This window comes from Petropleomorpha daqingensis, assembly GCF_013408985.1.
Lineage (GTDB): Bacteria > Actinomycetota > Actinomycetes > Mycobacteriales > Geodermatophilaceae > Petropleomorpha > Petropleomorpha daqingensis.
In genome coordinates, this window is sequence record NZ_JACBZT010000001.1 from 1,533,648 (window position 1) to 1,546,723 (window position 13,076).

A 13,076-nucleotide genomic window follows, 5' to 3' on the forward strand; every position below is an offset into this window, starting at 1 on the left:
GGGCCGGCCGAGACGGAACGGTACGGACCGGTGCGATACGACCGGGGCGGCTAGCCGGACGTTACAACCCGGCGGCCGCGCTGACCGCCCGGCGAGTCAGCACCCGCGCGAGGTGCTCCCGGTAGTCGGCCTGGCCGTTGAGATCGCTGACCGGTTCGGTGCCCTCCGCCGCGTGGTCCGCGGCGGACGCGATCGCCTCCGCGCTGGCGTCGGCGCCGGCCAGTGCCTGCTCGGCGGCCGTCGCCCGCAGCGGGGTCGGGCCCATGTTGGTCAGCCCGATCCGCGCCTCGGCGATGTGCCCGTTCTCCCGGCGCACCGCAGCGGCGACCGCGACGATCGACCAGGCCTGCGCGACCCGGTTGAACTTCTCGTAGTGCATGCCCCACTCGCCCGAGAGCTTCGGGATGCGCACCTCGACCAGCAGCTCGCCGTCCTCGAGGGCGGTGGTGAGGTAGTCGACGAAGAAGTCCCGCGCCGGCACCGTGCGCCGCCCGTTCGGGCCGGCGACCACGAACTCCGCGTCCAGCGCCAGCGCGACCGCCGGCAGGTCACCGGCCGGGTCGGCGTGGGCCAGCGCCCCGCCGAACGTGCCCCGGTGGCGCACCTGCCGGTCGGCCACCGTCTCGGTCGCCTCGGCGATCAGCGGCGCGTGCTGCTTGACCAGCGGGTCCTCGAGGACGGCGGCGTGCGTCGTCATCGCGCCGATCACGATCGCGTCGCCGTCGTCCCGGACGCCGCGCAGCTCCTGCACCCGCCCGAGGTCGACCACCGTCGACGGAGCGGCCAGGCGCAGCCGCATGACCGGGATCAGGGACTGCCCGCCGGCGAGGATCTTGACGTCCTCCCCGCCGGCGGCGATCGCCTGCAGCGCCTCGTCCACCGACGACGGGCGCGCGTAGTCGAATGCTGCAGGAATCATCGGTCGCCTCCCAGCGACGACTCCGGCGTCGAGACGCCGGCGGTGGTCTCGGTCTGCGCGCCGCCGTAGGCGTTGGTGCCGGCGGTGGCGCGGCCGCCGCCGTCCCCGCCCTCGTGGATCGCCCGCCACACGCGTTCGGGGGTGAGCGGCATCAGGATGTCGGAGACCCCCAGGTGCCGGACGGCGTCCAGGGCGGCGTTGACGACGGCGGGTGTGCTGGCGATGCAGCCCGCCTCACCCACGCCCTTGGCCCCGATCGGGTTGCCGGGTGCCTCGTGCACGGTGTTGCCCGTGTCGAAGTGCGGCAGGTCGGCGGCCGAGGGCACCAGGTAGTCGACGAAGGTGCCGGTGGTGAGGTTGCCGTCGGCGTCGTACACGGCCTCCTCGTAGAGGGCCTGCGCGATGCCCTGGGCGAGCCCGCCGTGCACCTGGCCCTCGACGATCAGCGGGTTGACGATCTTCCCGACGTCGTCGACGCAGGCGTACTTGCGGATCTTCACCAGCCCGGTCTCGGTGTCGACCTCCATGGCGCAGATGTGCGTGCCGTGGGGGAAGGAGAAGTTGACCGGGTCGAAGGTCGCGTCGGCGTCGATCGACGGCTCCACGCCCTCCGGGAAGTTGTGCGCCGCGAAGGTGGCCAGCGCGATCTCCTGGATCGACAGCGCCGTCCCCGGGGTGCCGCGGACGGCGAACTTCCCGTCGCTGAACTCGAGGTCGTCCTCGTTGGCCTCGAGGAGGTGGGCGGCGACCTTGCGGGCCTTGGCGACCACCTTCTGCGCCGCGTTCACCACCGCGGCGCCGCCGACCACCAGCGACCGGGACCCGTAGGTGTCCAGGCCGCGGGGGGAGACCGACGTGTCGCCGTGCAGCACCTCGATGTCCTCGAACGGGACGCCGAGCTCGTCGGCGACCAGCTGGCTCCAGGCCGTCTCGTGCCCCTGCCCGTGGGCGCTGGAGCCGGTGACGACCTCGACCTTGCCGGTGGGCAGCATCCGGATCGACGCCTGCTCCCAGCCGCCGGCGCCGTAGGACAGCGAGCCGAGCACCCGGGACGGCGCCAGGCCGCACATCTCGGTGAAGGTGGAGAAGCCGATGCCGAGCTGGACCGGGTCGTTCGACTCACGGCGACGGCGCTGCTCCTCGCGGAGCTCGTCGTACCCGATGAGCTCGAGCGCCTCCCGCGTGGCCTGCTCGTAGTCGCCGCTGTCGTACTCGAGGCCCGCGATCGTGGTGAACGGGAACTCCTCGGCCTTGATCCAGTTCTTGCGCCGCAGCTCCAGCGGGTCCATGCCGAGCTCGAGGGCGAGCTCGTCCATGATCCGCTCGATCGCGAAGGTCGCCTCGGGACGGCCGGCGCCGCGGTAGGCGTCGGTCGGCGTCTTGTTGGTGAAGACGCCCTGGCAGTCGAACCGGTAGGACGGGAACTTGTAGATCGCCGGGTACATGAACGCGCCGAGGATCGGCACGCCCGGGCTGACCAGCCGCAGGTAGGCGCCCATGTCCGAGAGGATGTGGACCTTCAGGCCCTTGACGTTGCCCTCGCGGTCGGAGGCGATGTCGATGTACTGGATCTGGTCGCGGCCGTGGTGGGCGCTCATCAGCGACTCGCTGCGGGTCTCGGTCCACTTGACCGGCTTGCCGAGCCGCTTGGCCACCAGGAGCGTGATGATCTCTTCCGGGGTGATCTGCAGCTTGCCGCCGAACCCGCCGCCCACGTCGGGGGCGATGACCCGGATCTTGTGCTCGGGGGTGCCGGTGACCATCGCCAGCATCAGCCGCAGGATGTGCGGGATCTGGGTCGAGGACCACATCGTGTAGTTGTCGCCCTGGGGCTGGACGACGGTGGCCCGCGGCTCCATGAACGCCGGGATCAGCCGCTGCTGCACGAACCGCCGGCTGACCACGACCTCGGCGTCGGCGAAGGCCTGGTCGGTGTCCTGGCCGGTGCCGGCCGCGCCGGACTCGAAGACGAACCGGAAGCTCTCGTTCGAGCTCAGGTGGTCGTGGCAGAGGTCGGCGCCCTGCTCGGCGAGCGCCTTCTCCATGTCCAGGACGACGGGCAGCCGGTCGTAGTCGACGTCGACGAGCTCGACGGCGTCCTGGGCGGCGGCCTTGCTGCGGGCGACGATGACGGCGACCGCCTCGCCGACGTGGTTGACCTCCTCGACGGCGAGCGACGGGTGGCCGGGGTTGACCATGTCCGGCGTCACCGGCCAGGCGCAGGGGATCGAGCCCTGCTCCTCGGCGAAGTCGCGACCGCTGAAGACGGCGATGACCCCGGGCGCCGAGCGGGCGGCCTCGAGGTCGACGTTGCCGATCTTGGCGTGGGCGACGGGGCTGCGCACGATCGCCAGGTGCAGCATCCCCGGCAGCACCAGGTTGTCGGTCCACTGCGTCCGGCCGGTGATCAGCCGGGCGTCCTCCTTGCGCCGGCGGGCCTTGCCGACCTCGCGGGCCGGGGTCTCGACCGGGCGTTCCTCGGTGACGGTCATGCCTGCGCTCCCGCGGGCTCGGCGGCCTCGGTGGCGCCGCTCATCTCGCGTCCGGCCTGCTGCACGGCGCGGACGATGTTCTGGTAGCCGGTGCAGCGGCAGAGGTTGCCCTCGATGCCCTCGCGGACCTCGTCCTCGCTGGGGTTCGGGTTGTCCTTGAGCAGGTCGATCGAGGCCATGATCATCCCGGGCGTGCAGAAGCCGCACTGGAGACCGTGCAGCTCGTGGAAGGCCTTCTGCACCGGGTGCAGGGAACCGTTCTCCGCGATCCCCTCGATGGTCGTGATCTCGCTGCCGTCGGCCTGCACGGCGAGGACCGTGCAGCTCTTCACCGCCTCGCCGTCCAGGTGGACGGTGCAGGCGCCGCAGTTGCTCGTGTCGCAGCCGACGACGGTGCCGACCTTGCCGAGCTGCTCTCTCAGGTAGTGGACCAGGAGGGTCCGCGGTTCGACGTCGTCGGTGTAGTTCGCGCCGTCGACCCGCACGGAAATCTGAGTCACGAATCCTCCGCTTCGATCGCAGGTTCGTGTGGCCGCCGTCACGCCGCGGCCACGCGAGCGGAGTCTTACGCGCCGTCCCTGACTTAGGCCACGCTTACCTGAGCGGGCCTGCGGAGCCGCTCCGCGCCAGCGGAGGTTTGGGGCGTCAGGTTCCGCAGATGCGGAGGCGAGCAGCGGACGACGCTCCGGATCGCGGCGAGCTGCAACGTTGCAGGGTCGTTGCAGGGCAGCGGTAGCCGCGCGACCGGATGGACAGCTGAACCACGGCGCGGCTGCCCTCCGGTCACGCGGCTGACCATCCCCTCCGGCTCAGGGGTAGCTGATCACGTCGACCGGGACGTCCGGATTGGCCTTGGAAGCCGAGCCGCCGGTGTCGTTGACGACGTGCTCGATGGTCCCGTTGCCGTTGGTGGGGTCGAGGAAGACGGTGACCAGGTCGCGCATCTGCACCCCCGGGGTCACCGGCACCTCGAAGGAGTGCGCCTCGTGGATGTCCAGGCCCTGGTTCATGAAGATGTAGCTGCCCATCCCCCAGCCCTGGTGGGTGCGCACCTGGTCGCCCACCTTGTAGGCCGCCCAGCCGGGGATCCCGTCGTGCTGCCACGCGGCCTGGCTCGGCGGGTCGTAGGGCAGCTCGTTCTGGAAGAAGACGGTGCGACCGCGCTCGCCGTTCCAGATCACCTCGTACTTCTGGTAGTGCTCGACGAACAGGCCGGTGGCCGTGACGTCGTCGCCGTTGACCACGAGACCGGTGTCGGCGGTGTTCTGGGTCCAGCCCACGCCGTTGCCGTGGTCGGCCCGCCACGCCCAGATGTCGTCGAGGACGACGTGGTCGCTGTTGACCTCGAGGCTGACCGTGGCCTTGCCCAGGTGCGGGCCGCCGATGCGGAAGAAGACGTCCTGCAACGCGGTCGGGTTCGCCGGGTCGGCGACGTGCGGGCCGCCCTTGTCCTGACCGGAGCCCACCTGCATCAGGACCCGGGAGTTGACCGGGCCGGCGTCGATCGTCAGACCGGCGATGTCGACGCCCTGCACGTCGGCGACCGACAGTGCCGTGGCGCCGTTCTGGGCGGTGAGGGTGGCCAGGCCCAGGCCGAGGACGACGGTGTCGGCCCGCTTCACCGCGATCGTGCGGTCGACGTCGTAGACGCCCGGCGTGAGCAGCAGGTTCTTGCCCTGGGCGAGCGCCGAGTTGATCTTCGCGAGGGAGGAGTTCGGCGTCGCGACGAAGAAGTCGCCGATCGGGATCGATCGGCCCGGGGTGTGGCCGGCAGCCCAGGTGGTACCGACCGAGTTCTGCTGCGCGGACGGCACGAAGACGTTCCAGCGACCGCTCGCGTCGACGTAGAGGTACGGCTTCTCCCGGGAGACCGGCGTCGTGGCCAGCGTCGTGTACTGGTTGGGACCGACCCCGAAGTCCTGCGGCGGGGCGTTGAGGTCGCCGGAGAACACCTGGTTCCACACGCCGTTGGACCAGCCCGCGCCGAGATCGCTGTTGCGCACGTAGAACTGCTGCTGCGACCCGTTGAGCGCGCCGCCCTGGAGGCGGGAGTCGGCCACGAAGCCCCCGCTGGCGAAGTTCGGGTTCTCGCAGTAGGGCATGAAGGTCGTGTATTCCTCGACGTGGACCCGGCGCATCGGCGCCGCCTGCGAGACCGCCCACATCTCGTTCCCGGTGTGGCAGCCGTCGGCGGTGGGGACGACGTGGATCGTCAGGTTGGAGACCGAACGCCAGAAGGTGTTCAGCGCACCGCTGCCGTTCTGGCCGGTGGCGGTCACCCCACCGTTGATGGTGACCGCGCCCGGGTCCTGGCCGAGACCGGCGACCTCGGTGTAGTAGCCGACCCGGACGTCGAGCGGCGTGGCCTCCGACCCGTAGGTCCCCGGCAGGAAGAGCAGCGCGTCCCGCTCGGTGCCGAACTGGTTGTCGACCTGCCGCGCGTACACGGCGTCGACGGCCGCCTGGATCTCCGCGACCGGCATGCTCGGGTCGAACACGTGCACGTTGGGGCCGAGATCGGGCACCCCCGGTGGCGCGGGGGGAGCCGCACCGGCCGTGCCCGCCGGCACGACCGCCACCGCCAGGACGAGGGCGGTCCCGACGAGGACCGATCGAACGGTGCCGCGTGCCCCCTGGATGCGCATGGAGATGTCGCCCTGCCCCTCTGGTCCGTACCGGCGGGATGTGATCCGCGGCACAACCTAGGGGCGCGCACTAACGGAAAGCAACCGGGCAGTTTCGCAAGGCGAGCCCGACCGGTCAGCGAAGGGCGACGAGCTCCTCGCGCTGCCGGACGGCGGCCTCCTGGTGCCACCGGCGGCGGAGGACCGCGGACACCGCCAGCGGCACGAGCCCGGCGGCGGCGAGACCGGCGCCGACCACGCTCGGCGCGCGGTAGCCGAGGCCCGCGGCGATGACCAGGCCGCCGAGCCAGGCGCCGAGCGCGTTCGCCAGGTTCAGCGCCGAGTGGTTGAGCGCGGCGCCCAGCATCTGCGCCTCGCCGGCGGTCTCCATGAGCCGCAGCTGCAGGCAGATCGCCAGGCAGGAGGCCGCGACCGAGACGAGGAAGACGCCGACGAACAGCGCCGGCTTCCACGGCGAGGTCAGCGCGACCAGGGCGAGCAGCACCCCGAGGACGACGATGCTGCCGACCAGCGAGCGGAAGAGCGCCAGGTCGGCCAGCCGGCCGCCGAGCGCCGTCCCGACGAGACCGCCCACGCCGTAGGCGAGCAGCACCCACGGGACCGTGCCGCGGGCGAAGCCGGCGACGTCGGTCGCGACCGGCGCGATGTAGCTGTACAGGGCGAACATGCCGCCGAACCCGACGATCCCGACCAGCAGCGTGAGCAGCACCTGCGGACGGCGCAGCGCGTCGAGCTCCCCGCGGACGGTCGCGTCGGCGTTGCCGGGGGAGTGCGGCACGACGGCGAGGACGGCGGCCATCGTCAGCGCCGCCAGGACGACGACCAGCCAATACGCCGCGCGCCAGCCGACCTGCTGACCGAGCCAGGTGGCCAGCGGGACGCCGGCGACCATCGCGACCGACAGGCCGAGCAGCACCGAGCTGACCGCGCGGCCGCGCAGCCGTGGCGACACGAGGGAGGCGGCGACCAGCGAGGCGACGCCGAAGAACGCGCCGTGCGGCAGGCCGCTGACGAATCGGGCGAGGGAGAGCGTGGCGAAGCCGGGGGCGAGCGCGCTGGCCGCGTTGCCGACGAGGAAGGCGGCCATGAGCGCGACGAGCAGCGCGCGGCGCGGCAGCCGGGCCGACAGCGCGGCGATGATCGGGGCGCCGACGACGACACCGAGCGCGTAGAAGCTGACGATGTGCCCGGCCTCGGGGATGCTCACGCCGACGCCGTCGGCGATGTCGGGCAGCACGCCCATCGTCACGAACTCGGTGGTGCCGATCGCGAAGCCGCCGACCGCCAGCGCGGCGATCGCCACGACGGCCCGGGGGTCGACTCGGGAAGGGGCGGACGTCGGCTCGGAACTCACGTAGTACTGCCAAGGCGCCGTCCGGCGAGCCGCATTCCCAGGTGGGACGGATGTGACCGGGGCGTCAGCGGGGGCGGACGCCCCGGCGCAGGCGCATCAGGCTGGCGGCGGCCTCGGCCCGCCGCGGCGAGCTCGGCGGCAGCAGCTCGAGGCAGGCCTGCCAGACGGCGACGTCGTCGCGTGCCTCGGGCAGCGCGCTGTACTTCATCAGCAGCTCCGGACGACGGCTGCGCAGCACGTGGTGCCGCAGCAGCGCGGCCACCCGCTCGCGGGCAGCGACGACGCCGGGCGCCCGGGACGACGGCAGCACCCCGCCGGCGTAGCGCTCCAGCGCGGCACCGACGGCGCCCCGGCTCAGGGCTCGACGGACGCGGTCGAGGTCGGTGTCCAGCGGCCCGAGCAGCCGGTACGGGCGCGAGCCCACCAGCGACGAGCCGACCAGCCGGCGCAGCCGCGACAGCTCGGCGCGCACGGTGACCGCCGCCGTCCCACCCGCGTGGCACTCGGCGGCGAGCTGCTCGGCCGACCGGCCCTCTCCCGCCGCGGCCGCCTCGGCGAGCAGGAGCAGCAGCTCCGAGTGCCGCAGCGACAGCTCCTGGACGCCGGTGGGCAGGGTCAGCCGCGCCCGCTCGCGGCCGAGCACGTCGAGCTGGGGGACGGTGCGCAGCACGGGCGGCGGCGGGTGGAAGGTCTGCCCCGCGTGCGCGCGCCGCTGCAGCAGCAGCTCGGACTCGACGGCGGCCACGGTGGCGCGGACGAGGGTGAGCACGTGCGGGCTGGCCACGTGGTCGCCGCCGGTGACGTCGATCGCGCCGAGCAGCACCCCGCTGACCGGGTCGTGCACCGGCGCGGCCGAGCACGACCACGGCTGCACCGGCCGGCGGAAGTGCTCGCTGCCGTAGATCTGGACGGCGTGGTCGACCGCGAGCGCCGTCCCGGGGGCGTTGGTGCCCGCGACCTCCTCGGCCCAGCGGGAACCCTCGACGAAGTTCATCCCCGCGGCGCGGGAGCGCAGCCGGTGGTCGCCCTCGACCCAGAGCATGCGCCCCGTCGCGTCGGTGACCGCGACGATCATCTGATCGGCCTCGGCGTCCTCGACCAGCAGCCGCCGGATCACCGGCATGACCGGGGCGAGCGGGTGCGCCGCGCGGTAGGCGAGCAGGTCGCCGTCGAGCAGGTCGACCGGTGGGGCCGTGCCGTCGGGATCGACGCCGCTGCCGAGACAGCGCCGCCAGGAGTCCCAGACGACGGTGCGGACGTCGCCGCGCGCCGGCCCGGGGCCCGAGGTCACGAGCGTCTCGTGGGCAGCGCGCAGCCGCTTGGTCAGCCCCGGGCTGGGGCGGCCCTCGGGGAGCGCCAGCCAGGGGTTCACCGTCGTCATCGTTCCGCCACGCTGCGAGAACTCATCGCGCTCATCGTGACCGCTGCGACGCGTTTGCACCAGCTCTCCGGTTGTGGACAACCGGCCTGGTCAGGGGAGCATGGCCCCGTGCCAACGAGCCGACGACCGGTCACCGTCATCACCGGAGCGGGTCGCGGCATCGGCGCCGCGACGGCGCGGCACCTCGCCGGGACCGGCCACGACGTCGTGCTCGGCTACCGGCGGGACCGCGCGGCGGCCGAGTCGGTCGCGGCGCAGGCCGCGGGGCACGGCGCGCGGGCCGTCGCCGTCCGGGCGGACGTGACCGACGAGGACGACGTCGACCGGCTGTTCGACGCCGCCGCCGAGCTCGGCCCGGTGACCGGCGTGGTCGCCAACGCCGGCGCGACCCTGCACGTCGGGGACCTCGCGGACACCTCCGTCGAGGTCATCCGGCGGGTGCTCGACGTCAACCTGCTCGGCGTCCTGCTGTGCTGCCGCCGGGCCGCCCGGACGATGTCCACCCGCCGTGGCGGCTCCGGCGGGGCGATCGTCACCGTGTCGTCGGCCGCCGCGACGCTGGGCTCCGCCCACGAGTACGTGCACTACGCCGCGGCGAAGGCGGGGGTCGACGCCCTCACGATCGGGCTGGCCAAGGAGCTGGCCGGCGACGGCATCCGGGTCAACGCCGTCGCGCCGGGCACGGTGCGCACGGAGATCCACGCCGCCGCCGGCGACCCCGGACGCCCCGAGCGCGTCGCGGCCCGCATCCCGCTCGGCCGGCCGGGGGAGGTCGACGAGATCGCCCCCGCCATCGGGTGGCTGCTCGACCCGCGCGCCTCCTACATCAGCGGCGCGGTGCTGCGCGTCGCCGGCGGGCTCTAGAACCTCGGGGGGACGGCGGGCAGCAGAGCACGGGCGTCGCGGGCCCGCAGCGCACCGGCCCACAGTCCGGCGCCGTAGGCGAGGTCCTCGAGCCGGCGGGCGGCGGCGAAGCGCAGCGGTCCGACCTCGGCACGGTGCGGCCACCACGCGAGCCCCGCGTCGGCGACCGCGGCCGCGAGCACCACCCGGCGGGCGCGGCGGGAGACCACCGCGGCGATCAGCGCGAGCGGCCAGTGGTGCCGGGTGAGGGAGCGGGCCAGCGTCGTCCCGGCGGTGGCGGTGCCGCGCAGCACCAGGCCGGCCGCGAACCCGGCGGGCACCCGGTCGCCGGGCCGGCGCAGCCGGTGGGCCAGCCGGGCCGACGCCACGGCCAGCACCCCGGCGGCGGGCAGCACGCCGCGGCGGCCGGCGAGCAGCAGCCCCCACACCGCGGCCGACCACGGCGAGATCACCACCGGCGCGACCGCGGAGCCGTGCCGGCCGGCGAGCAGCGCGGCCCCCGTGCCGTAGAACGCGCGCCGCCGCAGCCAGGCCCTCGGCGCGGCGGGGTGCTCGTGCGCGACCAGCGCCGCCGGCTCGTAGCGCACCCGCCAGCCGGCCGCGGCCAGCCGCCAGACCAGGTCGACGTCCTCGGCGACCGGCATGGACTCGTCGAACCCGTCGCCCAGCGCAGCCCGCCGGGCCAGCAGCGCGGCGCTGGGCACGTACGAGACGGCGGACAGGGGACGGACGGCGGCCGGCCGGTCGCCCATGTCCAGCGCGCTGACCGCGTGCTCGTACGGGGTCAGCCAGGTCGGCCGGGCGGCCGGCAGCCCGACGATCCGCGGGGCGACGAGCGCCAGCCGCGGGTCGTCGAGGTGCGGGCTCAGCGCCGCCAGCCAGCCGGGTCGTGGCACGCAGTCGGAGTCGAGGAAGGCCACGGTCGCGGTCGTCGCGGCCCGCAACCCGGTGTTGCGGGCGGCCGCGGGGCCACGCGCGCTCGCGTGCCGGAGCACCGTGGCGCCGTCCGCGACCACGGGTTCGACGGAGCCGTCGTCCACCACGATCACCGGCACCTGCGCGGTCGCCGGCTCGGCCCGGAGCGCCGCCAGCAGCCGGGCCAGCTCGGGCGCGCGGTCGCGGACCGGGATCACGACCGTGACGTCGTCCGGACGGCGTGGCACCACCGCGGGAACCGCCAGGCCGGCGTCGAGCAGCCGGGCGGCCAGCTCGGCGGTGGTCGCGTCGCGGACGGTCAGCCGGTCGGCGAGCAGCGCCCGCGCGCGGGCCGAGAGCCGCATCAGCCGCAGGGGCGAGCCGCCGAGCAGCGTCGCGCCGTCGTCCCGCCGCTGCACCGCGGGATCCAGCCGGACGGCGAACCCGTCGGGCAGCCGGCCCGACGGCGGCGGACCGACGGTCAACCCGCGAGGACCTCGGCCGTGGTGGTCAGCCGGACGATCGGCTCGTAGAGCGACATGAGCCGCAGCGCGCGGTCGTGGTCGTCGTCGGTGGACCCGGCGCAGGCGTCGGTGACCACCCGGACCGGCAGCCCGGCGTCGGCGGCGGGCAGGACCGTCGAGATCACGCAGCAGTCGGTGGCGACGCCGGTGACGGTGAGCGGGCCGTCGCCGACGATCTCGGCGAGGTCGGGGCCCCACTTGCCGAACGTGGTCGCGGTCAGCACCTTCGCCGAGCCCGGGTCGTCGACCAGCTCGTAGAGCGGCGCGTCCGGCGGCTGCAGGGCGAAGGGGTAGGTGTCGTAGTACTGGCGCCAGGCACCCACCGGCTCGGCGGGTGCGACGAACCGGGTGACGACGACGCGGCCGTCGAAGGCCTCGACCAGCCGCTGGATGCGCGGCCGCACCTCCTCGAACCGCGGCGTGGTCCAGGGGGAGCCGGCGTCCCCGAACACCCGCTGCATGTCGACGACGACCAGCCAGCCCGGCGGGGTCACGCGGCCTCCTGCGCCCGGACGGCGGAACGGCGCAGCAGCAGCATGCCCAGCAGGCCGACCAGGAACGCGGCGAGCACGCCGAGGTTGGCGAAGGCCCAGGCGCCGTCCTTGCCGCCCAGCCCGAACGGACCGAGCAGGTACCCCTGCCAGCTCAGCCAGCCGGCGTAGGTGTTGGTGACCAGGCCCCAGCCCAGGAAGGTGCCGACGGCGAGCAGCACCAGCGGAACTGCCTGCACGCTGCCGTAACGGCCGCGCGCGTCGAACAGGTCGCGCTCGGCGTAGTCGCGCCGGCGCATCGCCAGGTCGCCGAGGAAGATGCCGCACCAGGCCGCGATCGGGACGCCCAGGGTGATGAGGAAGCCCTGGAACGGTCCGATGAAGCTGTCGGCGAAGAAGACCACCGCGATCGTGCCGAGCACCATGAGCGTGCCGTCGATCGAGGCGGCCACGGGGCGCGGCACGCGCAGGCCGGCGGCCAGCAGGGACAGGCCGGACGAGTAGATGTCCAGCAGCGCGCCGCCGATCAGCCCGAGCAGGACGACGACGATGAACGGCACGAGGAACCAGGTGGGCAGCAGAGTGCCCAGGGCGCCGATCGGGTCCAGGCCGATGTTCGCGGAGAGCTCGGGGTCCGAGCCGGCGAGCAGGCCACCGGCGATGAGCAGGATCACCGGGGCGAGCGCGCCGCCGAACGTCGTCCACCCGACGACGCCGCGGGAGGACGCGGAGCGCGGCAGGTAGCGGGAGTAGTCGGCGGCCGCGTTGACCCAGCCGAAGCCGTAGCCGGTCATCGCCAGGACCAGCGCGCCGACGAAGGCGGCGAGCGTGCCGCTGGGCAGCGACGACACCGTCGACCAGTCCACGTGGTCGGCGACCAGCACGATGTAGACGACGGTGAGGATGCCGGTCACCCAGGTGATGACGGTCTGCATCCGCATGATGGCGTCGAAGCCGAGGACGCCGCCGCCGACCACCAGCGCGGCGACGACGAGCAGGGCGACGACCTTGGTGACCGTGCCGCCGCTCCAGCCGAGCTGGTCGAACAGCTGCGCGGTGGCCAGCGTCGCGAGGGAGACCAGCGCCGTCTCCCAGCCCACGGTGAGGACCCACGACAGGATCGACGGGACCCGGTTGCCGTTGACGCCGAAGGCGGCGCGGCTGAGCACGAGGGTGGGCGCCGAGCCGCGCTTGCCGGCGATCGCGACCAGCCCGCAGAGCAGGAACGAGACGACGATGCCGATGATCCCGGCGATCATCGCCTGCCAGAACGAGATGCCGAAGCCGAGCAGGAAGGAGCCGTAGGCCAGGCCGAAGACGCTGACGTTCGAGCCGAACCACGGCCAGAACAGCTGCGCCGGCCGGCCCTTGCGCTCCTCCTCGGCGATGACGTTGATGCCGTTGGTCTCGACGGCGACCCGCGGGGTCGCGGCCTCGGAGACCACATCGCGGGTCGGCTGCTGCGTCATGACGCGGAACCCTAACGACGCG

10 protein-coding genes are annotated in these 13,076 nt (G+C 73.7%); 1 reads left to right on the forward strand and 9 read right to left on the reverse strand.

Annotated elements, in window-relative coordinates:
- Nucleotides 1–61: 61 nt before the first annotated feature.
- The 6 genes from GGQ55_RS07660 to GGQ55_RS07685 all read right to left on the reverse strand — a co-directional run bounded on the left by GGQ55_RS07660 (nucleotide 62) and on the right by GGQ55_RS07685 (nucleotide 8,791).
- Nucleotides 62–919: an FAD binding domain-containing protein gene (locus tag GGQ55_RS07660; protein ID WP_179715852.1), complete on the reverse strand. Its 858-nt coding sequence runs from the start codon at nucleotides 917–919 to the stop codon at nucleotides 62–64.
- A complete protein-coding gene (locus GGQ55_RS07665) occupies nucleotides 916–3,411 on the reverse strand; it encodes a xanthine dehydrogenase family protein molybdopterin-binding subunit (protein WP_179715853.1) in 2,496 nt (831 codons plus the stop codon). Before GGQ55_RS07665 ends, GGQ55_RS07660 begins: the two co-directional genes overlap by 4 nt.
- Complete coding sequence (locus GGQ55_RS07670; protein ID WP_179715854.1) at nucleotides 3,408–3,911, reverse strand: (2Fe-2S)-binding protein; 504 nt, start codon at nucleotides 3,909–3,911, stop codon at nucleotides 3,408–3,410. Before GGQ55_RS07670 ends, GGQ55_RS07665 begins: the two co-directional genes overlap by 4 nt.
- Before the next feature lie 309 nt (nucleotides 3,912–4,220).
- Nucleotides 4,221–6,056 carry a pectate lyase-like domain-containing protein gene (locus GGQ55_RS07675; RefSeq protein ID WP_179715855.1) on the reverse strand — a complete coding sequence of 612 codons (1,836 nt, stop codon included), beginning with the start codon at nucleotides 6,054–6,056 and terminating at the stop codon, nucleotides 4,221–4,223.
- A gap of 115 nt (nucleotides 6,057–6,171) precedes the next feature.
- Entirely contained in the window at nucleotides 6,172–7,410 is a 1,239-nt protein-coding gene (locus GGQ55_RS07680; RefSeq protein WP_179715856.1) for an MFS transporter, read from the reverse strand.
- Between the two features lie 64 nt (nucleotides 7,411–7,474).
- A complete protein-coding gene (locus GGQ55_RS07685; protein ID WP_179715857.1) occupies nucleotides 7,475–8,791 on the reverse strand; it encodes a sigma-54-dependent transcriptional regulator family protein in 1,317 nt (438 codons plus the stop codon).
- A 108-nt stretch (nucleotides 8,792–8,899) separates the two neighbouring features.
- Here GGQ55_RS07685 and GGQ55_RS07690 point away from each other — a divergent pair, with 108 nt between their 5' ends.
- Nucleotides 8,900–9,655, forward strand: coding sequence for an SDR family oxidoreductase (locus GGQ55_RS07690; protein ID WP_179715858.1), 756 nt, complete (start codon nucleotides 8,900–8,902; stop codon nucleotides 9,653–9,655).
- Here the strand turns inward: GGQ55_RS07690 and mftF are convergent.
- Genes mftF through GGQ55_RS07705 form a run of 3 tightly spaced genes read right to left on the reverse strand, consistent with a single transcriptional unit; the run spans nucleotide 9,652 to nucleotide 13,054 of the window.
- Complete coding sequence (gene mftF / locus GGQ55_RS07695) at nucleotides 9,652–11,055, reverse strand: mycofactocin biosynthesis glycosyltransferase MftF (protein WP_179715859.1); 1,404 nt, start codon at nucleotides 11,053–11,055, stop codon at nucleotides 9,652–9,654. The two genes, GGQ55_RS07690 and mftF, sit on opposite strands and share 4 nt — an antisense overlap.
- Nucleotides 11,052–11,588, reverse strand: coding sequence for a cysteine hydrolase family protein (locus GGQ55_RS07700; protein ID WP_179715860.1), 537 nt, complete (start codon nucleotides 11,586–11,588; stop codon nucleotides 11,052–11,054). The genes mftF and GGQ55_RS07700 overlap by 4 nt, the downstream gene beginning before the upstream one ends.
- A complete protein-coding gene (locus GGQ55_RS07705) occupies nucleotides 11,585–13,054 on the reverse strand; it encodes a purine-cytosine permease family protein (protein ID WP_179715861.1) in 1,470 nt (489 codons plus the stop codon). Before GGQ55_RS07705 ends, GGQ55_RS07700 begins: the two co-directional genes overlap by 4 nt.
- Between the last annotated feature and the right edge of the window lie 22 nt (nucleotides 13,055–13,076).

What these genes read in the sequence shown, in the direction of transcription:
- GGQ55_RS07660 (WP_179715852.1), bottom strand. Translation starts at nt 919, where the DNA reads ATGATTCCTGCAGCATTCGACTACGCGCGCCCGTCGTCGGTGGACGAG.
- GGQ55_RS07665 (WP_179715853.1), bottom strand. Translation starts at nt 3,411, where the DNA reads ATGACCGTCACCGAGGAACGCCCGGTCGAGACCCCGGCCCGCGAGGTC.
- GGQ55_RS07675 (WP_179715855.1), bottom strand. Translation starts at nt 6,056, where the DNA reads ATGCGCATCCAGGGGGCACGCGGCACCGTTCGATCGGTCCTCGTCGGG.
- GGQ55_RS07685 (WP_179715857.1), bottom strand. Translation starts at nt 8,791, where the DNA reads ATGACGACGGTGAACCCCTGGCTGGCGCTCCCCGAGGGCCGCCCCAGC.
- GGQ55_RS07705 (WP_179715861.1), bottom strand. Translation starts at nt 13,054, where the DNA reads ATGACGCAGCAGCCGACCCGCGATGTGGTCTCCGAGGCCGCGACCCCG.